The organism is Kitasatospora sp. NBC_01246 (assembly GCF_036226505.1).
Taxonomy (GTDB): domain Bacteria; phylum Actinomycetota; class Actinomycetes; order Streptomycetales; family Streptomycetaceae; genus Kitasatospora.
In genome coordinates this window covers 639,775-664,692 of sequence record NZ_CP108484.1, presented here as the reverse complement: position 1 = coordinate 664,692, position 24,918 = coordinate 639,775, and the positions used below count along the sequence as shown (strand labels likewise).

Sequence of the window (24,918 nt, the reverse complement as noted above, 5' to 3'; positions counted from 1 at the left end):
CGCGACGGCTCAGCCGGCCTCGGCCGGGAGCCGGCCCGCCGCGACCGCCTCGACCAGCGCCCGGTGGTCCCGCTCGTTCCGGTCCGCGTACGCCTCGGCGAACTCCACCAGGGCCCGGTCGAAGGCGTCCCGCTTCCCCAGGTAGGCGGCGATGGCGATGCGGTCGCCCGACCGGGCGTGCGCCCGGGCCAGCGTGGCGCCGCACAGTTCGCCGAAGGCCCGCATGCCGCGCGGCACCATCCGCTCGGCCACGACGATGCCCTTCCAGTCGCGGAGCTGACGGATGTAGAAGTCCCGCCGCCTGCCGTCGATGCCCTCGACCCGCTCCCAGCCCAGGAAGATGTCGCTGGTGGCCTGCATCAGCCGCTGACCGGAGACCACCCGCTCGCCCTGGTTGTCGTACCGGCTCGCGCCGACGTACGGCGCCAGCACCGATTCGCCGGCCTCCTTGGCCTGGAGGAACAGCGGGTCCTCGCCGTCCCGGCCGAGCAGCAGGAAGATCCAGCACCGCGTGCCGACGCTGCCGACACCGACGACCTTGCGGGCCGCGTCCACCAGCCGGAAAGCCGAGAGCAGGGTGCGCCGGTCGGCGGGCATGGTGCTCGCGTAACGCCGCACCAGGCCGTGGAACAGCTCCATCAGCGCGGTCCGCTCCACCTCCGGCAGGAGGTCGGCGATCGGGACGAGCAGCGGCGGGTCGGCGGCGATGCGGACCAGGCCGTCCGTCACCTCGGTGAGCCTGCCGAAGGCCTGGAGGCTGTCGCGGGTGCGGGCCTTCGACATCGCCTCGTCGAGCCCCCGGCGGGCCCGTTTGGAGACCCGGCCCACCGCCAGCTCCCGCAGCCGCTGCGAGTCCAGCTGGGCGTACCAGACGTCCAGGTTGCGCATCCCCGCGAACCGCCGCATCGCCTCCCGGTACGAGCGGACCGCCGTGGCGACGATGTCCGCGCGCTGCGCCCCGTCGAAGCCGTTCGCCCGGCCCGCGATCACCAGGCTCGACGCCAGCCGCTTCACGTCCCATTCCCACGGGCCGGGCAGCGTCTCGTCGAAGTCGTTGATGTCGAAGACCAGCCGCCGCTCCGGCGAGGCGAGCAGCCGGAAGTTCAGCATGTGGGCGTCGCCGCAGAGCTGGACCCGGATGCCCGAGTCGGGGGTGCCCGCGAGGTCGGACGCCATGACCGCGGCCGCGCCCCGGTAGAAACGGAACGGGGACTCGGCCATCCGGGCGTACCGGATCGGCACCAGCTCCGGCACGCGCAGCGCCGACTGGGCCGCCAGGATCGTGAGCGGGTCGGGCCGCTCCGGGCCCGGCCGGTACTCGGCGTGGGCGGAACGCGGTGTCGTCCGGCGTGCCGCCCGACCGGCCGCCGCCCGCTCCTCGGGGGTCGCGCGCCGCACGGGACGCGCCTGGTCCTGGCCCATCCGGTCCTCCTGTCCGACCGCGGCCGCGCTCCCGGCCGCCCACCTGCGGAGGAGCGCCGGCCCGCTCCCCGGGGGAGGGAAGCAGGCGTCGGCGGCCCTGCTCCGATCATGGCCGCCCCGGGCCGATCCGGCTCGCGGTGAGCCGCCCCGGGCCGAGCGTGGCCCGGCCGGGTCAGACTTGGTGGCCAGCCCGGCGCCGCCGTTCCAGATCTCGAAGCCCGCCTGTACGGAGCAGAGCTGCCCGTCGGCGGGGACGTAGCCGCGCACCACGGCGTCGGCGGTGATCGCGCGCAGGTCCAGGGCGTAGGCGTAGTTGCTCGAACCGGGGAGCAGGTAGCTGATGACCTGCTTGCCGTTGGTGGCGTTCTGGTACTGGTAGACCTGGTACGTCCGGCCGCCGAGGGTGACCTGCTGGGTGGCGGTGCCGAGCGGGACGGGGCCGCCCTGCCGGTCGAGCCAGATCATCAGCTCGTGCGAGGTGGTCGGACCGCACCCGCCGGCCGTGTCCGCGTACCAGAGGTCGTAGGCGGCGTTGTACTGGCCCGCGACATGGGTGGTGGTCTTCCAGGTGGTCAGGGTGTCGCCCAGGGTGGCCACCGGGGCGGGGAGTTCACCGGGCCGATGGCCGAACAGGCCGCCACCCCGCCGGCCGGGGGTCAGAGGCGGACGATGACGAGCGCTGTGTCGTCGGTCGCGCCGCCGGGCGGGAGCAGCTCGGTGAGGACGAGGTCGGCGAGGGCGTCGGGATCGAACCGGCGGTGGCGGATGAGCGCGTCGGCGAGCCGGTTCAGGCCGGTGTCGATGTCCTCGCGCCGCCGTTCGACGAGGCCGTCGGTGTAGAGGACGAGCGTGTCGCCGTGGGTGAAGCCGGCGACGGCCTGGGGCCGGGCCTGGTGCTCGGGGCGGGCGCCGAGCGGCGGGTCGGTGGCCCGGTCGAGGAACTCGACGGTGCCCTCGCCGTGCAGCAGGACGGGCGGCGGGTGGCCCGCGCTGCTGTAGGTGACGGTGTGGGCGTCGCAGTCGATGAAGGCCGTGGCGACGGTGGTGGATTCGGCGCCGTCGACGAAGCGGGCGTAGAGGCCCAGGACCTCCAGCGCCTGGGCGGGCCCGACGGCGACCCGGGAGGCCGCGCTGAGGGCGCTGCGGAGCTGGCCCATGACGCCCGCCGCGGTGAGGCCGTGGCCCACCACGTCGCCGACGGCGACCGCCACGCGGTTGCCCGGCAGCTCGACGAGGTCGTACCAGTCGCCGCACACGTTCAGCGCCCCGACGGCGGGCCGGTAGCGGACCGCGGCGAGGTGGTGCTCAAGCGGTCGGGGGCCCGGGAGCATGGCCTCCTGGAGCGCGAGCGCGACCTCACGTTCGCGGTCGTGGGCCTCGCGCAGGCGTTCGTTGACCTCCTGCAGTTCGCGCGCGCGGGTGTAGAGCTCCGCCTCCAGGACGCGGGCGCGGTTGCCCTCGGGCAGACCGTGGGCCCGGATGAGTTCGGTGATCTCCTCCACCCGGTGGACGAGCAGCACCACGTCGCCGCCCGGGGTCAGGACGGGAGCGTTGACCGGGCTCCAGTAGCGCTCCTCCCACTCGCCGGCGCTGCCGGCGGACTGGACGTCGTAGCGCTGGAGGGCCATGGTGTCGCGTTCGCCGCTCGCCAGGACCCGCTGCAGGGAGACCCCTAGGTTGCGGCTGCCGGTGGCGTCCGGATCGTTCGGATTGTCGGGGAAGACGTCGAAGAGGTACCGGCCGACGAGCTGCTCGCGGGTACGGCCGGACATCCGTACGAAGTCCTCGTTGACATCGACGTACACCAGGTCCGGGGTGAGGAGGGCGACCATGCCGGGCAGGGCCTGGAACACCGCGCGGTAGTCGACGGCCGGGAGGCTCATGGCTCCGCACGGGGGCCGGGTGCGGAGCCATCCGCCCCCCGGCCCACCCGTCCGAGGAGGGCTCCGACGGACCCGCCGCGGCCGTGGCAGCCCGTGACGGGCCGGCTCCGCCGGTCGAGCTCCTGGTCCATCGCACGCCTCCGACAGCTGTCGCACTCCCCCTGCCACCATCAGTGATTCGGGCGCGCCACGCCAGCCGGGCCGGGCGGCCCCTATGGCGGCCACCCGCCGTCGGGGCAACGCTGGAGGGGAAGGCCGGGCGGGGAACCGCCCGGCACCCACGCCCGAGGGGGCGACCAGGTCGCTGATGACCACGGAGCGTGACCCCTGGCACCGAGGAGTCGATGTGGACCAGAACCCCGGACCTGACGCCGCCCAGCGGGTGGATCCGGCCCTCGTCGCCCGGCGGATCGATGACCGCCGTCGCCAGCTCGGGCTGACCGAGGAGGCGCTGGCCCGGCAGACCGCGATGGCGCCCCCCTACCTCCGGCACCTGATGGAGGCCGGCCCCGCCTTCGACCCGGCCGCCTTCGTCAGGATCGCCGCCGTGCTGCGCACCACCTACGGCGAGCTGCTGTCCGGCCGCGCCGACGCCCCGCCGGGGCAGGGCGGCGCCGGCACGCGCCCGCTGCTCCTGCACCTGACCGAACCCGAGTGCTGGGACCGCGTCGGCACCCACGGCATCGGCCGGATCGGCCTGCCCACCCGGCCGGCGCCGGCGGTCTTCCCGGTCAACTACACCGTGGACGCCCGCACGATCGTCTACCACACGTCCGCGCACGGCACTTCGGCCCCGGCCGACGGCTCGCCCGTCTCGTTCCAGGTGGACCACATCGACGAGAGCCTCAGCCGGGGCTGGAGCGTGCTGATCCTCGGCCGGGCCCAGTACGTCGAGGACCCCGACGAGATCGCCCGGCTCAAGGAGCTGCCGGGGAGCACCCCCTGGGCCGGCGGCGGCCGCGACCTGTGGGTGCGCGTCCGCCCGGACGAGACCAGCGGCCGCCGGATCACCTCCGGGTAGGGCCGCCACGCCGCGGGGGCGGGGGCGGGGGCGCAGGTCGGGGGGAGGGGCGGTGACGGCCGGGGCGGGCGGTGGCCGGGACAATGGTGGCGACAATCCCCCGGAAGTACAGAGAAAGCGAACCCCCCACATGGATCTCGGCGTGCGCTGGAAGCTGCACGGTGACGGGCGTACGCCCGCACCGGGAGCGGTCGTCGCTCCGGACGAACGGCTCTCCTGGCCCCGGACGGCGGGGCTCGGCGCCCAGCACGTGGTGGCCATGTTCGGTGCGAGCTTCGTGGCCCCCGTGCTGATGGGGCTCGACCCCAATCTGGCGATCATGATGTCCGGCGTCTCTACCGTCATCTTCCTGCTGGCGACCCGCGGTCGGGTGCCCAGCTACCTCGGCTGCTCGCTGTCCTTCGTCGGCGTGGCCGCGGTGATCCGGGCGCAGGGCGGCACCAGCGCGACGGTCACCGGCGCGGTGTTCGTGGTGGGCGGGGCGCTGTTCCTGGTGGGCCTCGCCGTCCAGCGGTTCGGGGCGCGGATCATCCACGCCGCGATGCCGCCGATCGTCACCGGCGCCGTCGTCATGCTGATCGGCTTCAACCTCGCGCCCGTCACCGCCTCGACGTACTGGCCCCAGGACCAGTGGACGGCGCTGCTGGTGATGCTGTTCACCGGGCTGGCCGTGGTCTGCCTGCGCGGGTTCTGGTCGCGCGTGGCGATCTTCCTCGGGCTGGTCTTCGGGTACGGGATCTCCTGGCTGTTCGACCGGGTCTTCGGGCGGATCCACTCGGCGGACGCGAGCGGGCACCTGACGGACCACTGGCGCCTGGACCTCTCTGGCGTCGGCCGGGCGGACTGGGTCGGCCTGCCCGACTTCCACGGCCCGACCTTCCAGTGGTCGGCGATCCTGGTGGCGCTGCCCGTGGTGATCGCGCTGGTCGCGGAGAACGCGGGGCACGTCAAGGCGGTGGGCGAGATGACCGGCCGGAACCTGGACGACAAGCTGGGTACCGCGATCTCCGCGGACGGCGTCGGCTCGATGCTCTCCACCGTGCTCGGCGGCCCGCCGAACACCACGTACTCGGAGAACATCGGCGTCATGGCCGCCACCCGCGTCTACTCCACCGCCGCCTACTGGGCCGCGGCCGGCTTCGCGCTGCTGTTCGGCATCTGCCCGAAGTTCGGCGCCGTGGTGGCCGCGATCCCCGGTGGGGTGCTCGGCGGCATCACCGTCATCCTGTACGGCATGATCGGGCTGCTCGGCGCGCAGATCTGGACCAACGCGGGGGTGGACCTGCGGAATCCGCTGAACCTGGTGCCGGCCGCCGCGGGCATCATCATCGGCATCGGCAACGTCACCATGAAGTTCACCGACACCTTCAGCCTGAGCGGCATCGCGCTGGGCACCCTGGTCGTCATCACCGGCTACCACGTGCTGCGGGCCCTGGCCCCCGCGCACCTGAAGACCCAGGAGCCGCTGCTGGACGAGGGCACCTCGTCCTACGACGCGGGCGCCGGGGACGGGGGCGGGGCACCGCCGCACGCCCGGTAGCGGGCGGGCCACTGCGGCGCGCCCGCGCGGACGGGCGCGCCGCAGTGGCCCCGGCAGGCGGCGGACCTGCCCGAAAGGGCCACGACCGGCCGGACCGCTTGGACAACGGTCCGTCAGGTGGTCAGATGGTCGGATCGCTCCATGCGTCCGGGCCGCCCCCACGGCCGGACGGCCTCCGTTCTCCGCCACTCATCCACCCGGGAGAGGCATGTCCCTTCTGTCCCAGCACCGCAAGACCGCCGTCGGCGCTGCGGCCCTCACCGTGCTCGCGCTCTCCTGCGGCTCGGCCGCCGCCAGCAGCCCGGCCGCCGCGGCGGGCAAGGTCCTCTGGACCCCGAGCACCGCCAAGGGCCCGTCCTCGTTCACCGGAGTCCAGTGCGCGGCGGGCAACTTCGGCGTCGTCAAGGACGCGGCGAAGGGCAGTGTGTGGCGGGCCTTCCAGGCCGCGGGCGAAGAGCGCTGCGAGACGCTCGGCCCCGACCTGAAGGAGGGGGACACCTTCTACCTCGGCTGGTCGTCCAAGGTGGACATCAAGGACGCGAACAGCCGGTACGTCTTCCAGCTGAAGTGCTCGCCGAGCACCGGCACGGCGAACCACCCGATCGAGATCGACGCGACGACCGGGCGGATCCGCCTCCAGGAGTGGGACACCGAGCACGTCGCGCACCAGCTGTGGACCGCGCCGACCGCCAACGACCAGTGGCACTCCTACGCGCTGAAGATCCGTCTCGGCCGCACCGACGGCACCATCGACTTCTGGTTCGACGGCGTGAAGCAGACGTTCACCACCGGCTCGGGCACCTTCAAGGGCACCACCTGGGACGGCACCCGCAACTACCTGAAGTGGGGCTCCTACCACCCGTCCTCGGGGGACGCCACGAACACCTTCACCAGCCCGGTCATGGCGACCACGCTGGAGGCGGCCACCGCGGGTTCGTGAGGACCCGGTGGTCCGGACCCGGGCGGCAGCAGGCCTGCCGCCCGGGTCCGGACCGTCACAGCCGCTCGGGGACGGGGTTGCCGACCGCCTCGATGGCGCGGCGGAGCGGGACCTTCGTCAGCAGGGCGAAGCCGATCACGAAGAACACCAGCAGCGAGATGATCGCCGAGCGGTAGCTGCCGGTGATCTGGTAGGCGAGGCCGAAGACCAGCGGGCCCATCCAGCTGGTGCCGCGGTCGCTGACCTTGTAGAGGCTGAAGTACTCCGCCTCCCGGCCCGCCGGTATGAGGTGGGAGAACAGCGAGCGGGAGAGTGCCTGGCTGCCGCCGAGCACCAGGCCGATCATGCACGCCAGGACGAAGAACCAGGCGGGCTGGTGGGCGGGCATGACGTATCCGAGGGCGAGGGTGACCACCCAGCCGACCAGCGAGCCGAGGACGGTCCGCTTGGCACCGTACCGGCGGGCGATCCGGCCGAGCAGCAGCGCACCGCCGATCGCGACGATCTGGACCAGGAGCACGGCGGCGACCAATGAGGTCTGGTCCATGCCGAGCTCCTCGCTGCCGTAGAGCGAGGCCTGGGAGACGACGGTCTGGATGCCGTCGTTGTAGCAGAGGAAGGCGCCCAGGTAGAGCAGGGTGAGCGGGTGCTCGCGCATGCCGCGCAGCGTGCGGGCGAGTTCGCGCAGGCTCCCGGCGGTGGGCCGGTTGTCGGGTGCGGCCGCGGCGCGCTCGGGCGCCGCGCCGGCCCGGGACGGCAGCCGCAGCATCGGGACGATGGTGAACAGCGCCCACCACAGGCCGGCCGAGGCCAGGCAGATCCGCACGGCGGTGCCGGAGGACAGGCCGAGCGCGTCGTGGCCCTCGAACAGCGCGAGGTTGGCGACCAGCAGCAGGCCGCCGCCGGCGTAGCCGTACGCCCAGCCCTTGGAGGAGACGGTGTCGCGTTCGTCGGGGGTGGCCAGGGCCGGCAGGTAGGCGTAGGAGAGCGCGACCGACACCGCGTACGCGATGTTGGCGACCACCAGCAGCGCGCCGCCGAGCAGGTAGCGGTCGCCGTCGAGGAAGAACATCCCCATCGTGGCGACCGCGCCGACGTAGGCGGCGCCGCACATCAGCTCCTTGTGCCGCCCGGTGCGGTCCGCGACCGTCCCGGTCAGCAGCATCGCCGCCACCGAGATCAGCACGGAGAAGGAGACCGTGTAGGGGAAGAACGATCCGGCGCGGATCGAGAGGCCGAGCGGGTGCACGTCGCCGGCCGCGTCGGCGGCGTTCTTGGCCACCGAGGTCAGGTACGGCCCGAGGAACACCGTCAGGACGGTGGCCGAGAAGGCGGCGTTCGCCCAGTCGTTGATGTACCAGCCGAACTGCATCCGGCGCAGGGCCCGGTCGTCGGTGGTGACCGCCTGGCGGTCCGGAAGGTGGGCCGTGGTGCTCATGAGGCTCCTGTCACCGTGCTGGAGCCGGTGCTGCCGTCGGTCCAGCAGCCGCGCTCGCCGAGGACGTCCCGCAGGACGTCGATGCGATCGGCCATGATGCCATCCACCCCGAGGTCGAGGAGAGCCCCGATCCGTGTGGGGTCGTCCACCGTCCAGACGTGCACCGGCAGGCCGAGCCGGTGGGCGGCGCGGACGAAGGCGCGGTCGACGACCGGCACGCCCCGGTGCCGCTCCGGCACCTGCGCGCACACCCCGGCGAACGGCGCCCCGGGGCCCCGCAGCAGCGGCCCGGCCAGCGAGCGCAGCCGCAGCCGGGCCACCTCGCGGGGGCCGAGCGAGGTGGCCAGCCGGGGGCCGGCGGCGGCGCGGACGGCCGAGAGGCGGCTGTCGGAGAAGCCGCCGACGCAGACCCGGTCCCAGGAGTTCGTCCGGCGGACCGCCCCGACCAGCGGTCCGACGGCCGGCATCGCCTTGACGTCGACGTTGAAGCGGGCCTCCGGGAACGCGCCGAGCAGGTCCTCCAGCAGCGGTACCGGTTCGGTGCCGCCGATCCGGGCCTGCCTGACGGTCTCCCAGGGCAGGTCGGCCACCGCGCCGGTGCGGTCGGTGACGCGGTCCAGGCGGGAGTCGTGGAAGGCCACCAGGACGCCGTCGGCGGTGGCGTGCACATCCGTTTCGAGGTAGCGGTACCCGAGGGCCACGGCGGCCTCGAAGGCCGCGAGCGAGTTCTCCGGACGGCCGAGGTCACCGCCCCGGTGTGCGAAGGCCAGCGGCCCCGGCTGGTCGAGGAAGGGGTGCATGTCGTGCTCCGAGCTCGCTGGGAGGGGCCCGTCGGTCCGGCGCCGCCGGCGCTCGGGCCCGTGCGCGTTACAGTATTACGCACCCTGTCAAGCAGTAATGCCCGCTGGCGTGGTGGGCAGGTCGGGTACCGCTCAGCCGCGCACTCGGCGGGCCCGGAGGTACTCGCGGCCGAGCAGGCGGAGGGCGGCGGGCCTGGGCGGTCCGGCCGAACGGCGCAGCAGGGCCGGGACGTCGGCGCGGGCGGCGGCGCTGGTCAGTTCGTCCAGGCCGATCGTGCAGCGGACCATCGGCCGGTGGGCTGGCGGGACGAGGGCGATCAGGGCGGGGCCCTCGGCGAGGGTGCGGTCGACCAGGTCGAGCTGTTCGGTGACCAGCGTCCGGACGGCCGGGAGGCTCTCGCCCCGCTCCAGATCGGCGCGGGTCACCCCGTGCCGGGCCAGGGTCTGCTCGGGGATCGTCAGACGGCCGTCGGCGAGGTCCTCGGCGAGGTCGCTGACGAAGTCCAGCCGCTGGCTGGCGTCGATGAAGGTGCGGCAGGCGCTGCGGTAGGCGCTCTGGTCGCCGTCCGGGCCGAGCAGGGTGGCGACGACCATGAACGCGGGCAACGAGTAGGCGTCCAGGTAGCGCTGGTAGTCGGCCTCGGTGGCGAAGCCGGTGAAGTCGAGGTCGGCGACGGCTCCGGCGAGGTGCTCCAGCGCGCGGTCGCGCAGGGCTGGGTGCGCGGCGACGGTGTTCAGCAGCGGCCGCAGCTCGGGGTCGTCGGTCCGGCCGGCGGCGAGGCTGTCGGCGACCTCCCGTTCCCAGCGCGCGTACGCCGCCTTCCGGCCGTCCAGCGGGCCGCTGTCGAGCAGGGTGTCGGTGCGGTGCATGTAGGCGGTGGCCGCGATGACGTGCGGCACGAGCCGGGCGGGCAGCAGGAGCCGGGCGGCCAGGACGGCCTCCGGCTTGTACCGCGTCACCTGCCGGCGCTGCCGGCCGTAGTCGTCGCGCAGCCCGGGGTCGGCCACCCCGGCCGCGTCCAGTGCCCTGTCCCAGCCGCCCACGTGTCGCCCTCTTCCTTGATCTCCGACCCACCGAGCCTAGAGGGTGCACCCGGGGCCCGCGGCAGCGAGCGGCCCGCTACGGCGCGGAAGCCGGGGTGCGCCTAAGCCGCCGGCTTCGAGGCCGGACGGGGACGCAAGATCCTGGTGAGCCCCTCACGCCGATTGCCGGCCCCGTTCTGACCGCCTGGAGGCCCCGGAAGCCCCGGAGGGCCCGTCAGGCCGCGTGGTCCACGGCGGTGGGTCCGCCCCGGGGGAAGGCAGGGTCAGCACGGCCTACGGCCCGACCCGCCCACCGGTTCACCTGCCCGGGAAAGTGGTTTGTCGGGTGCGGCGTCCGGTGGGTAGCGTCGCCGTCCATGAGGCAGACCCCGATCCTGCGCACCGAGCGGCTGCTCCTGGACCGCTACGTCCCCGAGGACGAGGAGGCCTTCGTGGCCCTGTTCCAGGACGCGCGGGTGTCGCGGTGGATGGGCGACGGCCCCGCCTCCGAGGAGGAGGACCGGGCCCTGTTCGGGCGGATCTTCACCAAGGTCTACGCGCAGGACCTCTTCGACGTCTGGGCCGTCCGCCGGGACGGCGCGTTGATCGGGCACGCCGAGATCAAGCCGACCGACGCGGTCGGGGGCCACGAGATCGTCTACGCGCTGGCTCCGGCGGCGTGGGGGTCCGGCCTGGGCACGGAGTTGGCCCGGGCCCTCGTGGGCCACGGCTTCGGCACCCTCGGGCTGCCCGAGGTGCACGCCACGGTGGCCGCGCCGAACAGCGCCTCGCTGACCCTGCTGACCAGGATCGGCTTCGCACACGTCCGGGACATCCAGGAGGACGACGGCAGCACCACCCGCGTGCTGACCGCCCGCCCGGCTGTCGGACCGGAGTCCGGCCGCCGGTGAGGCCGGACGGGCCGCTGTCCCGTCGAAAACGCCTGGGAGCCCGGCGCCTCCCGCGCGTAGGGTGCCCCGGTGGAGATCACCTACCGACGTTCCCTGCCCGACCGGCCCGCCGAGACGGACGCGCTGGTCGCCTTCCTCGGCGGCCACGAGTGGCCGTTCCACAGCACCGCCCGGGTCCACGCCGACCAGGCTCGCCGGTGGGTGGCGGACGGCCTGTTCGACGGCCCGCGGACCCGGACGTTCTGGATCACCGCCGACGGCCGGGACGTCGGCCTGATCCGCCTGGAGGACCTGGGCGACGAGACCCCGGTGTTCGACCTGAGGCTCGCCGCACCGCACCGCGGCCAGGGTCTCGGCAGCCGGGCACTGGACTGGCTGACGCGCTATCTGTTCGACGAGTTCCCGCAGGTGAGCCGTGTCGAGGGAACCACCCGCCGGGACAACCTGGCCATGCGTCGCACGTTCCTGCGCTGCGGCTACGTCAAGGAGGCGCACTACCGGGAGGCCTGGCCCGCGGGCGACGGCCCGGCTCACGACAGCGTCGGGTACGCCGTCCTGCGCCGTGACTGGCTCGCGGGCACCGCCACACCGGTGCGGTGGGACGACGAACCGGACCTCACCCGCCCGCGGTCATGACCGGCCCCCCGACTGAAGCCCTCGGCGCGTCAACTCAGTGGTGGGACGGGCGCATTGCCATCGAATGCGAACCGGGCCGGCAGGGACGACGGAAGGTCGTCCCCGCCGGCCCCGGTCGTGCGGGTCGCCGTGCCGGTGCTGGTCAGAGCGCGGACGCGGCGGCCTTCTGCGCGGTCTCCCGGGGCGCCGCGGTGGTCGCGGGCTTCGGGGCGAGGAGCCGTTCGGCGAGGTGGCCGAAGACCAGGCCGAAGGTGGCCCAGAGGGTGAGCTGGATGGCGAGCGCCGAGATCCGGAACTGCCAGAGCAGGGTGGCCGAGAAGTCCTCGGGCACCTCGTTGATCCCGGGCAGGAGGACGTAGGCGAGGCCGACGGCCACCCCGAAGCCCAGCACGCCGACGACGGTGGCGTACCAGTTGCCCAGGCGCGGTGCGAGCCGCTTGCCGACGATCACCGCGGCGACCGCCAACAGCACACTGAGCGCCATCATCAGGAAGTACAGCGTGGTGCGTTGGCCGATCGTCTCCGGGTCGCCCACCGACGGCGGGTTGGCCGGGTACTTGAGGAACGGCACCACGTACACGGCGAGCAGCGCGACCCCGGACAGCAGGGCCGCGGTCGCCCGCGGGGTGAAGCGGCCGACCCGGCCGAGGGCGAAGCTGTAGGCGAGGGCGGCTGTCCCGCCGAAGGACACGCCGTAGACGAGGACACCGGTCGCCAGCCCGGCGGTGGACTGCAGGGCACGGCTGACGATCTCCACCTCCATGCCGTGGTCGGCGCCGTGGGCGGCGTGCGCCTCCTCGTAGGCGATGGCGGCGTCCACCCGGGGCTCGCCGAGCAGGTAGGCGACGAGCAGGGCGAGCAGACCGGCGGCGAGGCCGGCCAGCATGCCGCGGACGAGCAGGGATCTGACGGTCGCTGAGTTCACGGTTCGGTTCCCCTCGGTCAGTGGCAGGGGAAACCGAGCAGGTGGCGACCGTCGTGCACCCATTCGTGCACGTCCTCGCCGGAGATGAGGGAGGTGGCACCCTGTTCGGCGCCGACGAAGTAGAGCAGTGCCATCAGCAGGATGCCGAAGAAGACGGCCCAGGGCAGGATCGCCCTGACCGAGATGGGGGTGATGGCCGGTGTGGCACTGGCAGCGGGGGCGATGGGGTGAGCCATGGCCGACCTCCTTTGGGAACACGCGTCCCGTTCGGTGGAGCACGGACGACGGGGGCGGGTCTGACTCGCCGGGGCCCGTACGTACTCCAGGCTCCGGATTCACAGTGGCGCGACCGTGCCGGCTTCTCACCGGTCTTCCACACACCGTCGTCTTCAGTTGTCGCAGGGACGGTACCGTGTCGCGGGAGCGCCGCCAAGGGCGTTGCGGGGGTGATGGGCGCGCGGACCGGCGCGAGCGCGCTAGCGAGCTTCCGTCCGTATGCGTGCAACAGTGCGGTTCCGGGCAGGGAGGACGTCGGGTGACGGTACGGGTGATGTTGGTCGCACCGGTGATCGGGTCCGAGCTGCGCTCGGCCCGCTTCGGCGACGACGGCCCGCCGGACGAGGCGGCCCTGGCCGCCGCCCGTACCGCGGCCTGCGCCCTGCCGGCACCGGCCCGGGCCTTCACCTCGCCCGCGCCGCGCTGCCGCCGGACGGCCGAGGCGCTCGGCCTCGGCGCCGAGCCGACTCCGCACCTGGCCGACCTGGACGTCGGGGCCTGGCGGGGCCGGAGCCTCGACGAGGTCGCCGCCACCGACCCGGCGGCGCTCGCCGTCTGGATGTCGGACCCGGCCGCGGCGCCGCACGGCGGGGAGTCGGTCGCCGCCCTGGTCACCCGGGTCGGCGGTTGGTTGGACGGGCGGGCCGGGGACGCCGGCCGGGTGCTGGTGGTGGCCGAGCCCGCGGTGGTCCGGGCCGCGGTGGTGCACGCGCTCGGCCTGCCCCCGGCGGCCTTCTGGCGGCTCGACGTCCGTCCGCTGTCGGTCACCGAACTGTCCGGGCGCGCGGGGCGGTGGAACCTGCGCTGCGGCCGGGACCTCGGGTAGGGCCGGGCGCCGACGGCGGGCCGGCCCGGGCGCGGCTCACATGTGGGCGCTGATCCGGCCGCCGGTGCTGAGCACGATGTACACGCCGTTGGCGACGGCGCCGTCGTCCTGCTGGTTGGCCTCCAGGGTGCCGACCTCCTCGTTCCCCATGCCGAGGATCTGCGCGCGGTAGTGCAGCTCGCCGACCTTGGTGACCTTCGCCGTCCAGCCGCCCGCGAGCTTGAAGGTGCCCGGCCCCTGCTGCGCGCCGCCCATCCAGGAGTGGACCTGGCCGTCCATCGAGAGCACGACGAACATGTCGTTGGCGTCCAGCCCGGTGTCGCTGTTGTTCGTCTCCAGCGTGGCCAGGACCGAGCCGCGGCTGACGATCTTGGCGCGGTAGTTCTGGTTGCCGAGGTCCTGGATCTCGGCGGTGCTGCCGTCCACCAGGGTCTGGGTGTGGCCGGGCGACGTCGCCTTGGGCGGTACGGCCGGCGGGGTGGTCGGGCGCGCGGTGGGCGTGGTGGTCGGCTTCGCGGTGCCGGGCGCGGTGCTCGGTGCGGTGCTCGGCGCGGCGGTGCCGGTCGAGCCGGGGGTACCGGTCGGTGCGGGCGTCCCGGTCGCGCCGGGCGCCCCCGTCGCGGCGGTGGTCGGCGCGGCGGTGCCGGCGGCGGTGCCGGGGGAGGAGGAGCAGGCCGTCGCGGCGGACACCAGCAGGGCGGTGGTCAGGACCGTGCCGGCCAGCGAGCGGACGGCGGACGCGCGGCGGGTCGTCTTGAGGGACATGCGGGTTCTCCCGTGCAAGTAAGGGTGAGGACGGGCACGTTGTCCGCTCCCTCCCTGGTGGGGGCCGGGCTGCGGCGGTGCTGTGCATGATCGAAGGTAGTACGAACAGTCGACGGAATGGATCATTCCGTGTCACCGGACTGCTACGGGCGCCGCCCGCTCGGTGGGGATGTTCCGGCCGGTCGAGAACCTGGAGGTTCGGATGCGTGATCCCGCCCGGCGCCGTGACCTGGCGGCTCCAGGGGAACCTCGGCGGCGAGACCCCCGTCGACCCCGTACGGGGCCCGCTGGCCGTCGGCGGGCTGCACGGCGAGCGGGCGGGGCTACAGCTGCCGGGCTACCCGACCGATGACTGGACCCCCACCCGGCTGCCCGCCACCGACACCACCCCGGGGGTCTCCTGGTACACCACCACGGTGCCGCTCGACCTGCCCGCCGGGCAGGACACCTCGCTCGGCCTGACCCTCACCGACGACCCGTCCCGCCGGTACCGGGCCGAGATCTTCGTCAACGGCTGACACCTGGGCAAGGCGCTACGAGCCCTGACCCGTGCCACCCGAGCCCCGCGGGCGCGGTGGACGGTGCTCGGCGCCGTCCACCGCGCCCCCTCGGCCGTGACCACTCAGAGCGGCCCGCCGTCCGCGCGCGGTACGCGCGGGCCGCGGAACGGCAGCGTCCGGCTCAGGACGAGGTTGGTGGTCGTGCTCCCCAGCTGGGCCAGCGCGTCAACGACCTCCTCCAGATGGCCCATCGACGTGGTCGCCACCTTCAGGACGTAGCAGTCGTCCCCGGTGGTGCGCAGGCACTCCAGGATCTCCGGACGCTCGCCGACCAGCCGGCGCAGCGGCTCGTGCCGCGTCCCCGGCCCCGGGTACTTCAGCCGGACGACCGCCAGCACCGGATGCCCCGTCCGCTCCAGGTCCACCTCGGCGCGGTAACCGGTGATCACCCCGGCCGTCTCCAGTCGCCGGACCCGTTCCGTCGTCGCCGACGCGCTCAGGTTCACCCGGCGGGCCAGCTCCGTGAAGGGCAGCCGGCCGTCCTGCTGGAGCTCGGTCAGGATGGCCCAGTCCGTCGCGTCGAGAGTCTCGGTCATCTCCTCAGATTACCGGTGAATCCACGGCTGGAGCCCCCCTGAACAGGCAGGAATCCCTTCTGACGGCCGGTCCGGCCTGGCTAGCCTGTGCGGTGTGAAGATCGGAATCAACGTCCCCAACTTCGGCCCGGGCACCGACCCGGGAGTCCTGCGCGACTGGGCCCGGACGGTGGAAGACCTGGGCTTCGACCTGCTGATGGTCTCGGACCACGTGGCCGTCACGCCCGATGTCGCCGAGCGCTACCCCGCCCCCTTCTACGAGCCGTTCACCACGCTGTCCTGGCTGGCCGGTGTCACCGGCCGGGTCCGGCTCGGCACGACCGTCCTCATCGCCCCGTACCGGCACCCGCTGCTCGTCGCCCGGATGGCGGCCAACCTGAACGATCTGAGCGGCGGCCGGCTGGTCCTCGGCGTGGGGGTGGGCTGGGCCCGGCAGGAGTTCGCCGCCCTCGGGGTCCCGTTCGAGCGGCGGGGGCGGCTGACCGACGCCCACCTGGTGGACCTCAGGGCGGCCTGGGCGGACACCGCCTCCTACGGGACCGCGCGCATCCCGCTCTGGGTCGGCGGCAACAGCGAGGCGGGCCTGCGCCGCGCGGTGCGGTTCGCGGACGCCTGGCACCCGCTGCGCTGCACCCTGCCGATGCTGCGCGGATCCGTGGCCCGGCTGGGGGAGCTCGCCGCCGAAGAGCGGCGCCCCGTCCCCGCCTTCGCGCCCCGGATCGCGCTCCGGCTCACCGCGGAGCCGGTCACCGGACCGGAGCGGCTCGCCGGCGAGGGCACGATCGAGCAGGTCATGGCCGACCTCGACCGGCTCCGGCTGCTGGGCGCCGACACCGTCGTCCTCGACCCCTACCACGGCGACCCGCGCGAGACCCGCCGTCCGCAGGCGGCCTGGCAGGCACTCGCCGCCGTGGCCGCGCACATCCAGCCCCCTCTCACCCCTACGGAGCAGTCATGACCGTCCCCGACGACCACACCCTTCTCCGGCGGGCGATCGCGCTCGCGGCCGAGGCCCGCGCGAGCGGCAACCCGCCGTTCGGATCGCTGCTGGCCGGCCCGGACGGCGCGGTGCTCGCGGAGGAGCGGAACACGACCCGCACCGAGCGGGACATCACCGCGCACCCCGAACTGAAGCTGGCGCGCTGGGCCGCACGGGAGTTGGACGCGGCCACGGCGGCGGCGACCACGATGTACACCAGCTGCCAGCCGTGTTCCATGTGCGAGGCGGCCGTCCAGCAGGCGGGGCTGCGGCGGGTCGTGTTCGCCCTGTCGAACGATCAGCTCCTGGGCATCCGGCCGGGCAGCGGCCGGCCGCCCGTCCCGCAGGAGGGCCCGGCCCTGTACGACGAGGTGCGGGCGGTGGTCGCGGGCTACTACCACTGACCGTCAGGACCGCGGCCCGGCGGCCCTGGTGGGCCCGGGCCGGTGTCCCAGGGCGGTGCGGGCCCGGGTGGTGCACTGGTCCCGGGACACAGGCAGGACCACGGCCTCATGCCCTCGCCCCGGCGGATTCCTACCGTGGGAGCACGCGGTGGGGTGCTCGGCCCGGGAGACCGGAGAGCGCCCCGCTCGGAGCGGGCCGGGAGCCTTCCGGTCCGTCGCTTCTGCAGCGAACTACGGGAGGTCCCAGATGAGTTGGAACCAATTCACGCTCTCCTCGGCCGGCAGCGCGTCGGTGTCGAGCAGGGTCGCCGCGGTCTCCCGGATCCCCGGGAGCATGGAGCTCTGGTGGGTCGCCCAGGACGGCTCGGTCCAGGGCGCGTACTGGTACGACGGGTCGCCGTGGCGGCGCTACGAGCTGGCGCCGGCCGGCAGCGCCTCCGTCAACGGTGGCATCGCGGCGGTCTCGCGTATCCCGGGCAGCATGGAGGTCTTCTTCGTCGGCGCCAACGGGTCGGTGCAGGACCGGTACTGGTACGAGGGCGGCGCCTGGCAGGGCTTCGAGCTGTCGGGCCCCGGCAGCGCCGCGCCCACCGGTGGCATCGCGGCGGTCTCGCGGATCCCGGGCAGCATGGAGGTCTTCTTCGTCGGCGCCAACGGCTCCGTCCAGGACCGGTACTGGTACGAGGGCGCCGCCTGGCAGGGCTTCGAGCTCTCGGGCCCCGGCAGCGCCGCGCCCACCGGTGGCATCGCGGCCGTCTCGCGGATCCCGGGCAGCATGGAGGTCTTCTTCGTCGGCGCCAACGGCTCCGTCCAGGACCGGTACTGGTACGAGGGCGCCGCCTGGCAGGGCTTCGAGCTCTCGGGCCCCGGCAGCGCCGCGCCCACCGGTGGCATCGCGGCCGTCTCGCGGATCCCGGGCAGCATGGAGGTCTTCTTCGTCGGCGCCAACGGCTCCGTCCAGGACCGGTACTGGTACGAGGGCGCCGCCTGGCAGGGCTTCGAACTCTCGGGCCCCGGCAGCGCCGCCCCCACCGGTGGCATCGCGGCCGTCTCCCGGATCCCCGGGAGCATGGAGGTCTTCTTCGTCGGGCCCAACGGGTCGGTGCAGGACCGGTACTGGTACGAGGGCGGCGCCTGGCAGGGCTTCGAGCTGGCCCCGGCCGGCAGCGCCTCCACCCACACCGGCGTCGCGGCGGTCTCGCGGATCCCCGGGAGCATGGAGGTCTTCTTCGTCGGGCCCAACGGGTCGGTGCAGGACCGGTACTGGTACGAGGGCGGCGCCTGGCAGGGCTTCGAACTGGCCCCGGCCGGCAGCGCCTCGATCACCAGTGGGGTCGCGGCCGTCTCGCGGATCCCCGGGAGCATGGAGCTGTGGTTCGTCGGCGGCGACGCCTCCGTCCGGGACCACTTCTGGTACGACACCTCGAGCAAGAACTTCGACCAGGACGTCACGACCGACATCGCCGTCGGAGGCTCGGCGCACGTCGTGATGCGGCAGGACGGGTTCTACTCGTTCACGACGCACGCCCATGACAGCGGCTTCGACAACATCGACTACACCATCTCGGCCGCCGTCATGACGCCGGACGGCACGGTGTTCACCTTCCAGCGCTCCGGCCACACCGAGGGGACCGTCGCCGGACTGCCCTTCGGCACCCCGGACCGCAACGACGACTTCACCTTCGTCGGCAACAACCCCCAGATCACCGCCAAGTGGGACGGCATCCTCAACGGCACCTTCAAGGCCACCCTGGACGGCACCGACACCCTCGCGGCCGGCGTCACGGGAGCCCTGGGCGACCTGGTGAAGGCGATCGTCTCCGCGGCGGGCAAGGCCGCGGCCGAGGCGGTGATCAAGCTCGTCGCCTGAGTGTCCCGACCGCCCCGACCCGGCGGCACCGGCCCGGCTCCCGAGGGGGGAGCCGGGCCGGTGCCCCGCGTTCCGCGCCCCGGTGCCTTCCGCTCAGCGCCGGACGGCGGACGCGCCTCCGGCGGCGTCGACCACGAGCAGCGTGCCCACCCGTCTGGCGGCGGCCGCCCGCTGGGCGGCGGGCAGGTCGGTGCCGGTGACCAGGACGTCGACCTGGTCCAGGGTGCCGAAGACGGCCAGCCCGCCGCTGCTCCACCTGGAGCGGTCGGCGACCAGCACCACCCGGCGGGCGGCGTGCAGGAAGGCCCGCTGGGTGGCCGCCTCGGTGAGGTCGGCGAGGGTCAGGTCGCCCCGGCGGGTGATCCCGCGGCAGTCGAGGAGGAGCAGGTCCAGCCGGGTCGAGCGGACGGCCTGGTCGGCGATCGGGCCCACCAGGGCGCCGGAGGCCGTCCGGAGGCCGCCGGTGAGCGTGACGGCGGCGGTCGGGGCCACCCCGGGCGGACCGGCGGGGTGGGTGAAGACCCGGGCGATCCGGAGGGAGTTGGTGACGACCGCCAGGTGGTCCACGGTGGTCAGGTGCCGGGCGACGGCGTAGGTCGCCGGGCCGGCGCCGAGGCCGACGACGTCGCCCGGCCGGACCAGCGCGGCGGCGGCCCGGGCGATCACGTCGAGGTTCGGCAGCGGGCCGGTGTCCGGCGGAACCCGGCGTCCGTCCCCGCCCCGGGCGGCCTCGGAGCGGACGGCTCCACCGCGGGTCCGGTGCAGCAGGCCCTGCTCGGCGAGCGCGCACAGGTCACGCCGGACGGTGGCGGCGGAGACGCCGAACTCGTGGGCGAGCTGGTCGGTGACGGCGGTGCCGTGCTCCCGCACACTGGTGTGGATCAGCCGGCGGCGCTGTTCCGCCAGGAGGGCCGCCGGCGGCCGGGTGTCCTGAATCATGTCGTGGGCCTCCTGGTGCACGCGTGGGGGTGGGCACCGCCGTCGTCCTCGCCGGTGTGCGGACGCCGGTCCGGCTCCGGCCCCGCAGGCTGCCGCCCGCGGGGCCGGAGCCCCGGCGGACCAGTCCTAGTTGACGGACCAGATCTGCCGGGCCGACCCGGTGTCCGGCTGCTGGGTCACCAGGGCGCCGTTGGCGGTGCCGGCGGTGGTGAGGAGCAGGCCGCTCGCCTTCGAGGCGACGGTGTAGCCGCCGCTCACCGCGGTGAGGATCCAGCGCTGGTTGGTCGCGCCCGTGCAGGCCCACTGGATGATCGGGTTGCCGGCCGCGGTGGAGCCGCCGCTGTCGTCCAGGCAGAGCGCGGACTCGCGGTTGGTGAGCCGGTAGCTGCCGTCGGACTGCCGGGCGAAGGTCCAGCTCTGGTTGGTGCCGCCGTTGGCGGTCCAGGTGACGAGCTGGGTGCCCTGGGTCTTGGAGTGGTCGGGGACGTCGAGCGCCTTGCCTCCGGTGGTGAGCGTGTGGATCCCGTCGAGTGAGCCGCCGGCGTCACCGGTGGCGGTCAGGGTCAGCACCTGGTCGGCCGCGGTGGCGCCGCCGCCGACGGGGTTGCCGGTGGTGTCGGTCCAGCTGCGGGTGGGCGTGGTGCCGGTCAGCGCGCCGGCGGCGGACGTCATGCCGAGCACCAGTCCGCTGTAGCGGTTGACCAGCCGGAAGGCGCCGGTCGATGCACCCGCGGCGGTCTTGCCGGGGATGACGAACCACTGCTGGCCGACGGCGGGCCCGCCCGGTCCGGCCGCGGTGACGGTCGGCGCCGTCCCCCAGGCGCGGTCGGCCTTGCCGGTGGAGCCGACACCCAGCAGGCCGCCGGTGGCGGAGTTGACGACCCGGTAGGCGCCGTCGCCGGTGGGGGCGAAGCTCCACGACTCCAGGCCCGATCCGCCGGCGGCGGCCGTCGAGGTGGTCGCCTGGCTGCCGGAGACCTGGGCGAGCACCCGGCCGGTTCCGTTGGCGATCCGGTAGGTCTTGGCCGGGTCGACGGGCGCGGGCGCGGGGGCCGAGGAGGTGATGCCGAGGTTGACGTACTCGCCGGAGGCGCCCGCCGAGCAGCCGAACGCGCAGTAGGCACGGAAGTTCTTGCCGACGATCGTCGAGTTCGTCCGGTTCGCGCTGTCGACGAACCAGCGGTACCACGAGGCGGTGTGGTAGCTGCCGGTGTCGCCGATCGGGAACCACTTCTGGGTCGCGAGGTCGTCGGTCGCGTAGAGGTACTGCGGCGAGGTGCCGTCCTGGTTGACCGCCTGGGGCTCACCGATGTACAGGCCGAGGTAGGCGTTGTAGGTGATGTCCATGACGAAGAGCGGCGAGGTCGGCGGCATCTTCCCGGCGGCGATCTGCTGGGCCGCGGTGCCGGTGTTCGCCGGGTCGTACTCCTTGGCGACGGGGGTGTACCCCGTGCTGCTGGCCGCGTCGACCGGGACCATGTTGCTCTCCCGGCCGCCGACGCCGGGCTGCGACCACGCGCCGTCGTACCACTTCTGCCAGGAGTCGGGCGCCATCTTGGCGGACATCGGTGCCCGGGCGACGTGTTCGTAGAACGCCTTCCAGCTGCCGCCCTTGTCGACGATCCGCGAGCCGTAGTAGACGTAGAAGTAGCCGGAGGCGGTGTCCACGAAGAGCCGCGGGTCGCCGTCGCCGTAGTCGTAGGTCTGGTTCGGGAAGGCGGCGGTGTCACCGCGTACGGTGCTGTACGGCGAGGTGATGACGTGGTTCCTGATGGTCCACGTCCGGCCCTGGTCGGTCGAGACCGTGTAGTCGATCGCGTCGAAGTGCAGGCCGTCCCCGAAGGGCTGCGGGGTGAACTCGTTGTGCACCAGGCCGTACCAGTCACCGGTGTCCGGGTCGACCCAGACCCCGGTGAGGTCGCAGTAGTTCTTCTGGGCGTAGCCGGAGCCGCTCGGCGCGAAGCTCGACTCCCGGCCGGTGGGGCTGTTGTTGCAGCGCCAGGTCGTGTTGTTGTTCGCGTCCTGCGGGTTGGCGGGGTTCACCGCGTCGCTGATCGCGGCGGACCTGGTGGCGGAGTCGAAGTCCGCGCCGGTGAAGAACTCCCACTCACGCGGGTCGGTGGCCCCGTACAGCGCCGCGGACTGCTGGAAGTAGAAGGTGCCGTCCTTGTCGGTGTACGGGGCCGCCGTGGTGTCGGTCGGGGTGGGGTAGCGGCCGGTGGAGCCGACGCTGACGGTGTAGCCGGTGACGGCGGGGGCCGCCGACGCGGGTGGGGCCGTGAGGGCGCCGCCGGCCAGGGTGAGGGTGGCGGCCGTGAGGGTGGCCACGAGGGTTCTGGGAAGGGATGGCACGAGCACTCCTTCGGGGGTGGGGGCGTACTGCGGTGCGCGGACCCGGGGTCGGTCCGCGGCCGCGGCGGCGGAGGGAGGGCCGCCGCGGCTCCGCCCCGCCGGGGCGGGGCGGAGGTCGGGGGGTCAGGTCTGCGACATCCGGAAGTCGTAGACCGGCGGGACCGGCGTCCCGGGGTGGACGGCGAGCCAGAGGGTGTCCAACGAGTCCTCGCCCTCGCGCATGTTGTCGACCTGGATGCCCTCGGCGAGCAGCCGGCGCACCCGGTCCTGGTCGCCCAGGGCGTGCGCCGCCCTCGCCTCGGCGAGGCGGATCCGGCCGTGCCGGCGGGCGCTCCCGGTCAGGCCTTCGACGACGGCCAGGGCCTGCCGGTGGCGGCCGGCCGCGGCCAGGGCGTCGAGGAACTCGACGGTGAGCTCCAGGAGGTCCGGGCGCAGCCGGACCGCGTGGGCCAGCAGGTCGGCCGACTCCTCGGGGGCCTCGGTGAGGAACGCCAGGGCGCGCAGCGCCCACGGGGTCGGCCGTTCGGCGACGGAGCGCTTCCAGGCGGTGCGGGCGGCGTCGTCCTCGCCCTCGGACAGGTACACGAGAGCGAGCTGGTGGAGCACGTGCCAGTCCGGCTCGGCGGCCTCCAGCCGTTCGCGCCAGTGGCCTCCGGTGACCGGGGCGGCCGGCGGGTCGCAGAGCGGCAGCCGGCCGGTGGCCAGCAGCTCGGCCCACGGCCGCTGTTCGGCCTGCGCGTCACCGAACGGCCGGGCGGCCGAGGCGGGCAGGGCGCCGGCCGCGATCTCCAGCGCTCCCCAGCCGGACCCCTCGCCGAGCAGTTCCGTCGGTTCGCCGAACTCCGCCACCCGGGACAGCGCGTCCTCCAGGCGGCCGGGCGGGACGAGGGTGGCCAGCGCGGCCGCGGCCGCCGAGCGGGCCGTCCCCCAGTCGCCGTGCGCGGCGGCCGGGTCGACTTCCAGCAGCCCGTAGGCCTCGACCCAGGACCAGCTCTCGCCGGCCGGCATCGGCAGGTGCTCCAGCTGGGTCCTGGCCAGGCCGGCCTGGATCTCCAGGTAGGGCGCGTCGGGACCGGAGAGCCACTCCTGCCAGTGCGCGCCGCCGGTGGCGGTGCCCCAGTGGAAGAGCTTGCGGCCGCGCAGCCGGTCGGTCGAGGCCTGCACCAGGCCGGCGCCGGTGCCGTCCAGGGCGGTGATCCACCGGCGCTCGGCGTCCGGGATGTCCAGGAAGTAGTCCGCCGCGCGGGGCAGCCGGCCGGGGTAGCTGCGGTCGGCCCCGTCGTACTCGGGGAACGGGACGTGCCGCAGGTCGGCGGTGTAGTCGAAGTGGAAGGCGTGGTCGGCGGGGCCGACCACCCTGGTTTGCCCGGTCTCGGGGACGGCGATGTTGGACCACCAGTAGACCGGGACCTCGGCGTCGTTCGGGTTCTGGACGCAGACGTGGACGTACAGCACCGGCGAGCCGGCCGGCAGCCAGGCGTCGATCTGCAGCACCAGCCGCCGCAGCCGTTCGAACTCGTACATCCGCAGCACCGGCGTGCCGTCCGCGGTGGTGGTCCGGACGGCGTGCAGCGGCTCGCAGGTGAGCGGCCAGTGCCCGGTGGTGCCGAGGTTCCACTCCACCCCGCCGGCGATCCAGGCGTCCCGCAGGGCGAGGTTGGCGGGCTGCAGGACGGGGTTGCGGTGCAGCAGTTCGCGGCCGGAGGGGCGGTGCACCAGGGACCAGAGCCGGCCGCCGTAGCCGGGCAGGAAGGTGGCGGTGAGGTGCTCGTTCTCCAGGACGACGGTGGGCAGTTCACGCGTGGTGCGGGAGCGGTCGTAGCGGTCCTGCCGGGTGTAGGGCAGCAGGGTGTGCGGGCGGCCGTAGCCGAGGTTGCGGCGCATCTCGGGGTCGGTGGCCCCGGCGTCGTCGGCGGTGCGGGCGGGCAGTCCGCGCAGGATCGGGAGGCAGCCGGCGGCCGGGTCGGCCGCGCCCTCGATCCGCAGCAGGCCGGTGCGCAGGGTGGAGGTCATTTGCCGATCCCCACCGTCATGCCCTGGATGATCCGGGTGCCCAGCCAGGAGAAGAGGGCGAGCATCGGTGCGAGGATGAGGCAGACGCCGGCGAACATGGTCCCCCAGTCCATTCCGTTGAGCTGCTCGGTGGCGACGAAGTTCGCCAGCGCGACCGGCAGCGTGATCTTGTCCTCGCCGTGGTTGAGCACCAGGGCGAAGAGGGTCTCGTTCCAGGCCCCGATGACCTGGAGCAGGAAGGCGGTGATGAGTCCGCCCCGGGCGACCGGGACGATCACCTGGAGGAAGGTCCGCAGCGGCCCGGCCCCGTCGAGGGTGGCGGCCTCCTCCAGGACGGCCGGGACCCCGCTGAAGAAGCCGGTCAGCAGGTAGACGGTGAACGGCATCGCCAGGCCCACGTAGACCAGGCCGAGGCCGAGCAGGCTGTCCGTCAGGTTCACCTGGGCCAGGCCGATGAAGAGCGGCACGACCAGGACCTGCCCGGGGACGCCGAGTCCCATGGCGAAGGTCATGGTCAGCACCGAGGAGGTGCGGGTGCGGCGCCGCGCCAGCATGTAGGCGGCGGGTGCGGCCAGGGCGACGGCGGCCACCGAGGAGAGCGCGGCGACGAGCACGCTGTTGAGCGCGGCCCGGCCGAAGCCGCCGTCGTCCAGCGCGCGCCCGTAGTTGTCCGGGTGCGGGTCGGTGGGCAGGCCGAAGGGGTGGGCGAAGATGTCGGTGCTGCCGCGCAGCGAGGTCAGGAAGACCCACAGGATGAGCAGCAGGTCGACGGCGACGACGACCCACACCACGCCTCTGGCGATCCGCATCGCAGGCCCCGCGGCTCTGTGCTTGGTACGCACGGGAGTTGCCTTTCTGA

23 protein-coding genes and 1 pseudogene are annotated in these 24,918 nt (G+C 73.9%); 10 read left to right on the top strand and 14 right to left on the bottom strand.

Annotated features, from left to right (window positions below; genetic code table 11):
• Positions 1-9: 9 nt before the first annotated feature.
• The 3 genes and pseudogenes from OG618_RS02950 to OG618_RS02940 all read right to left on the bottom strand — a co-directional run bounded on the left by OG618_RS02950 (position 10) and on the right by OG618_RS02940 (position 3,305).
• A complete protein-coding gene (locus tag OG618_RS02950; protein ID WP_329491988.1) occupies positions 10-1,422 on the bottom strand; it encodes a DUF2252 domain-containing protein in 1,413 nt (470 codons plus the stop codon).
• 198 nt (positions 1,423-1,620) lie between these two features.
• Positions 1,621-2,019: pseudogene (locus OG618_RS02945) on the bottom strand (GH12 family glycosyl hydrolase domain-containing protein); the annotation flags it as partial.
• Positions 2,020-2,078: 59 nt separating this feature from the next.
• On the bottom strand, positions 2,079-3,305 hold the full coding sequence (locus tag OG618_RS02940; protein ID WP_329485544.1) for a PP2C family protein-serine/threonine phosphatase: 1,227 nt from the start codon (positions 3,303-3,305) through the stop codon (positions 2,079-2,081).
• 346 nt (positions 3,306-3,651) lie between these two features.
• On the opposite strand from OG618_RS02940, the gene OG618_RS02935 reads away from it, so the two are divergent.
• The 3 genes from OG618_RS02935 to OG618_RS02925 all read left to right on the top strand — a co-directional run bounded on the left by OG618_RS02935 (position 3,652) and on the right by OG618_RS02925 (position 6,806).
• Positions 3,652-4,326, top strand: a complete 675-nt coding sequence (locus OG618_RS02935; RefSeq protein WP_329485543.1) for a helix-turn-helix domain-containing protein — start codon at positions 3,652-3,654, stop codon at positions 4,324-4,326.
• Between the two features lie 130 nt (positions 4,327-4,456).
• Entirely contained in the window at positions 4,457-5,866 is a 1,410-nt protein-coding gene (locus OG618_RS02930) for a uracil-xanthine permease family protein (RefSeq protein WP_329485542.1), read from the top strand.
• Between the two features lie 208 nt (positions 5,867-6,074).
• The gene (locus OG618_RS02925; protein WP_329485541.1) at positions 6,075-6,806 is read left to right on the top strand and encodes a heparin lyase I family protein; all 732 of its coding nucleotides are present in this window, start codon (positions 6,075-6,077) and stop codon (positions 6,804-6,806) included.
• A gap of 55 nt (positions 6,807-6,861) precedes the next feature.
• On the opposite strand, the gene OG618_RS02920 is transcribed toward OG618_RS02925, so the two are convergent.
• The 3 genes from OG618_RS02920 to OG618_RS02910 all read right to left on the bottom strand — a co-directional run bounded on the left by OG618_RS02920 (position 6,862) and on the right by OG618_RS02910 (position 10,088).
• Complete coding sequence (locus OG618_RS02920) at positions 6,862-8,244, bottom strand: MFS transporter (RefSeq protein WP_329485540.1); 1,383 nt, start codon at positions 8,242-8,244, stop codon at positions 6,862-6,864.
• Positions 8,241-9,044, bottom strand: coding sequence for a glycerophosphodiester phosphodiesterase (locus OG618_RS02915; protein WP_329485539.1), 804 nt, complete (start codon positions 9,042-9,044; stop codon positions 8,241-8,243). The genes OG618_RS02920 and OG618_RS02915 overlap by 4 nt, the downstream gene beginning before the upstream one ends.
• A gap of 132 nt (positions 9,045-9,176) precedes the next feature.
• Positions 9,177-10,088, bottom strand: a complete 912-nt coding sequence (locus tag OG618_RS02910; RefSeq protein WP_329485538.1) for a phytoene/squalene synthase family protein — start codon at positions 10,086-10,088, stop codon at positions 9,177-9,179.
• A 356-nt stretch (positions 10,089-10,444) separates the two neighbouring features.
• Between OG618_RS02910 and OG618_RS02905 the strand changes: the two genes are divergently transcribed.
• Both OG618_RS02905 and OG618_RS02900 read left to right on the top strand, forming a co-directional pair.
• Positions 10,445-10,978 (top strand): GNAT family N-acetyltransferase, encoded by a 534-nt coding sequence (locus OG618_RS02905; RefSeq protein ID WP_329485537.1) that lies wholly within the window; start codon positions 10,445-10,447, stop codon positions 10,976-10,978.
• 69 nt (positions 10,979-11,047) lie between these two features.
• Positions 11,048-11,614, top strand: a complete 567-nt coding sequence (locus OG618_RS02900; RefSeq protein WP_329485535.1) for a GNAT family N-acetyltransferase — start codon at positions 11,048-11,050, stop codon at positions 11,612-11,614.
• A 142-nt stretch (positions 11,615-11,756) separates the two neighbouring features.
• On the opposite strand, the gene OG618_RS02895 is transcribed toward OG618_RS02900, so the two are convergent.
• Both OG618_RS02895 and OG618_RS02890 read right to left on the bottom strand, forming a co-directional pair.
• Entirely contained in the window at positions 11,757-12,539 is a 783-nt protein-coding gene (locus tag OG618_RS02895; protein WP_329485534.1) for a CbtA family protein, read from the bottom strand.
• A 17-nt stretch (positions 12,540-12,556) separates the two neighbouring features.
• Positions 12,557-12,775 carry a CbtB domain-containing protein gene (locus tag OG618_RS02890; protein ID WP_329485533.1) on the bottom strand — a complete coding sequence of 73 codons (219 nt, stop codon included), beginning with the start codon at positions 12,773-12,775 and terminating at the stop codon, positions 12,557-12,559.
• A gap of 314 nt (positions 12,776-13,089) precedes the next feature.
• Between OG618_RS02890 and OG618_RS02885 the strand changes: the two genes are divergently transcribed.
• Complete coding sequence (locus OG618_RS02885; protein ID WP_442906750.1) at positions 13,090-13,641, top strand: histidine phosphatase family protein; 552 nt, start codon at positions 13,090-13,092, stop codon at positions 13,639-13,641.
• A 36-nt stretch (positions 13,642-13,677) separates the two neighbouring features.
• Here OG618_RS02885 and OG618_RS02880 read toward each other — a convergent pair whose 3' ends face one another.
• The gene (locus tag OG618_RS02880; protein ID WP_329485531.1) at positions 13,678-14,406 is read right to left on the bottom strand and encodes a hypothetical protein; all 729 of its coding nucleotides are present in this window, start codon (positions 14,404-14,406) and stop codon (positions 13,678-13,680) included.
• A 206-nt stretch (positions 14,407-14,612) separates the two neighbouring features.
• Here OG618_RS02880 and OG618_RS02875 point away from each other — a divergent pair, with 206 nt between their 5' ends.
• Positions 14,613-14,924 (top strand): beta galactosidase jelly roll domain-containing protein, encoded by a 312-nt coding sequence (locus OG618_RS02875; protein ID WP_329485530.1) that lies wholly within the window; start codon positions 14,613-14,615, stop codon positions 14,922-14,924.
• 104 nt (positions 14,925-15,028) lie between these two features.
• On the opposite strand, the gene OG618_RS02870 is transcribed toward OG618_RS02875, so the two are convergent.
• Positions 15,029-15,502 (bottom strand): Lrp/AsnC family transcriptional regulator, encoded by a 474-nt coding sequence (locus tag OG618_RS02870; RefSeq protein ID WP_329485529.1) that lies wholly within the window; start codon positions 15,500-15,502, stop codon positions 15,029-15,031.
• Positions 15,503-15,596: 94 nt separating this feature from the next.
• Here OG618_RS02870 and OG618_RS02865 point away from each other — a divergent pair, with 94 nt between their 5' ends.
• From OG618_RS02865 to OG618_RS02855, 3 genes are all read left to right on the top strand, one after another.
• Entirely contained in the window at positions 15,597-16,460 is an 864-nt protein-coding gene (locus tag OG618_RS02865; RefSeq protein ID WP_329485528.1) for an LLM class flavin-dependent oxidoreductase, read from the top strand.
• Complete coding sequence (locus OG618_RS02860; RefSeq protein WP_329485527.1) at positions 16,457-16,885, top strand: nucleoside deaminase; 429 nt, start codon at positions 16,457-16,459, stop codon at positions 16,883-16,885. Before OG618_RS02865 ends, OG618_RS02860 begins: the two co-directional genes overlap by 4 nt.
• Before the next feature lie 247 nt (positions 16,886-17,132).
• Positions 17,133-18,755, top strand: coding sequence for a hypothetical protein (locus OG618_RS02855; RefSeq protein WP_329485525.1), 1,623 nt, complete (start codon positions 17,133-17,135; stop codon positions 18,753-18,755).
• 93 nt (positions 18,756-18,848) lie between these two features.
• Here the strand turns inward: OG618_RS02855 and OG618_RS02850 are convergent, their stop codons facing one another.
• From OG618_RS02850 to OG618_RS02835, 4 genes are all read right to left on the bottom strand, one after another.
• The gene (locus OG618_RS02850) at positions 18,849-19,694 is read right to left on the bottom strand and encodes a DeoR/GlpR family DNA-binding transcription regulator (RefSeq protein WP_329485524.1); all 846 of its coding nucleotides are present in this window, start codon (positions 19,692-19,694) and stop codon (positions 18,849-18,851) included.
• 126 nt (positions 19,695-19,820) lie between these two features.
• Positions 19,821-22,046: an RICIN domain-containing protein gene (locus OG618_RS02845; protein WP_329485523.1), complete on the bottom strand. Its 2,226-nt coding sequence runs from the start codon at positions 22,044-22,046 to the stop codon at positions 19,821-19,823.
• Positions 22,047-22,169: 123 nt separating this feature from the next.
• Complete coding sequence (locus tag OG618_RS02840; RefSeq protein WP_329485522.1) at positions 22,170-24,059, bottom strand: DUF5107 domain-containing protein; 1,890 nt, start codon at positions 24,057-24,059, stop codon at positions 22,170-22,172.
• The gene (locus OG618_RS02835; protein ID WP_329485521.1) at positions 24,056-24,868 is read right to left on the bottom strand and encodes a carbohydrate ABC transporter permease; all 813 of its coding nucleotides are present in this window, start codon (positions 24,866-24,868) and stop codon (positions 24,056-24,058) included. Before OG618_RS02835 ends, OG618_RS02840 begins: the two co-directional genes overlap by 4 nt.
• Between the last annotated feature and the right edge of the window lie 50 nt (positions 24,869-24,918).

What these genes read in the sequence shown, in the direction of transcription:
- OG618_RS02930 (WP_329485542.1), top strand. Translation starts at nt 4,457, where the DNA reads ATGGATCTCGGCGTGCGCTGGAAGCTGCACGGTGACGGGCGTACGCCC.
- OG618_RS02870 (WP_329485529.1), bottom strand. Translation starts at nt 15,502, where the DNA reads ATGACCGAGACTCTCGACGCGACGGACTGGGCCATCCTGACCGAGCTC.
- OG618_RS02905 (WP_329485537.1), top strand. Translation starts at nt 10,445, where the DNA reads ATGAGGCAGACCCCGATCCTGCGCACCGAGCGGCTGCTCCTGGACCGC.
- OG618_RS02840 (WP_329485522.1), bottom strand. Translation starts at nt 24,059, where the DNA reads ATGACCTCCACCCTGCGCACCGGCCTGCTGCGGATCGAGGGCGCGGCC.
- OG618_RS02885 (WP_442906750.1), top strand. Translation starts at nt 13,090, where the DNA reads ATGTTGGTCGCACCGGTGATCGGGTCCGAGCTGCGCTCGGCCCGCTTC.
- OG618_RS02855 (WP_329485525.1), top strand. Translation starts at nt 17,133, where the DNA reads ATGAGTTGGAACCAATTCACGCTCTCCTCGGCCGGCAGCGCGTCGGTG.
- OG618_RS02915 (WP_329485539.1), bottom strand. Translation starts at nt 9,044, where the DNA reads ATGCACCCCTTCCTCGACCAGCCGGGGCCGCTGGCCTTCGCACACCGG.
- OG618_RS02940 (WP_329485544.1), bottom strand. Translation starts at nt 3,305, where the DNA reads ATGAGCCTCCCGGCCGTCGACTACCGCGCGGTGTTCCAGGCCCTGCCC.
- OG618_RS02835 (WP_329485521.1), bottom strand. Translation starts at nt 24,868, where the DNA reads ATGCGGATCGCCAGAGGCGTGGTGTGGGTCGTCGTCGCCGTCGACCTG.
- OG618_RS02860 (WP_329485527.1), top strand. Translation starts at nt 16,457, where the DNA reads ATGACCGTCCCCGACGACCACACCCTTCTCCGGCGGGCGATCGCGCTC.
- OG618_RS02850 (WP_329485524.1), bottom strand. Translation starts at nt 19,694, where the DNA reads ATGATTCAGGACACCCGGCCGCCGGCGGCCCTCCTGGCGGAACAGCGC.
- OG618_RS02925 (WP_329485541.1), top strand. Translation starts at nt 6,075, where the DNA reads ATGTCCCTTCTGTCCCAGCACCGCAAGACCGCCGTCGGCGCTGCGGCC.
- OG618_RS02890 (WP_329485533.1), bottom strand. Translation starts at nt 12,775, where the DNA reads ATGGCTCACCCCATCGCCCCCGCTGCCAGTGCCACACCGGCCATCACC.
- OG618_RS02950 (WP_329491988.1), bottom strand. Translation starts at nt 1,422, where the DNA reads ATGGGCCAGGACCAGGCGCGTCCCGTGCGGCGCGCGACCCCCGAGGAG.
- OG618_RS02920 (WP_329485540.1), bottom strand. Translation starts at nt 8,244, where the DNA reads ATGAGCACCACGGCCCACCTTCCGGACCGCCAGGCGGTCACCACCGAC.
- OG618_RS02880 (WP_329485531.1), bottom strand. Translation starts at nt 14,406, where the DNA reads ATGTCCCTCAAGACGACCCGCCGCGCGTCCGCCGTCCGCTCGCTGGCC.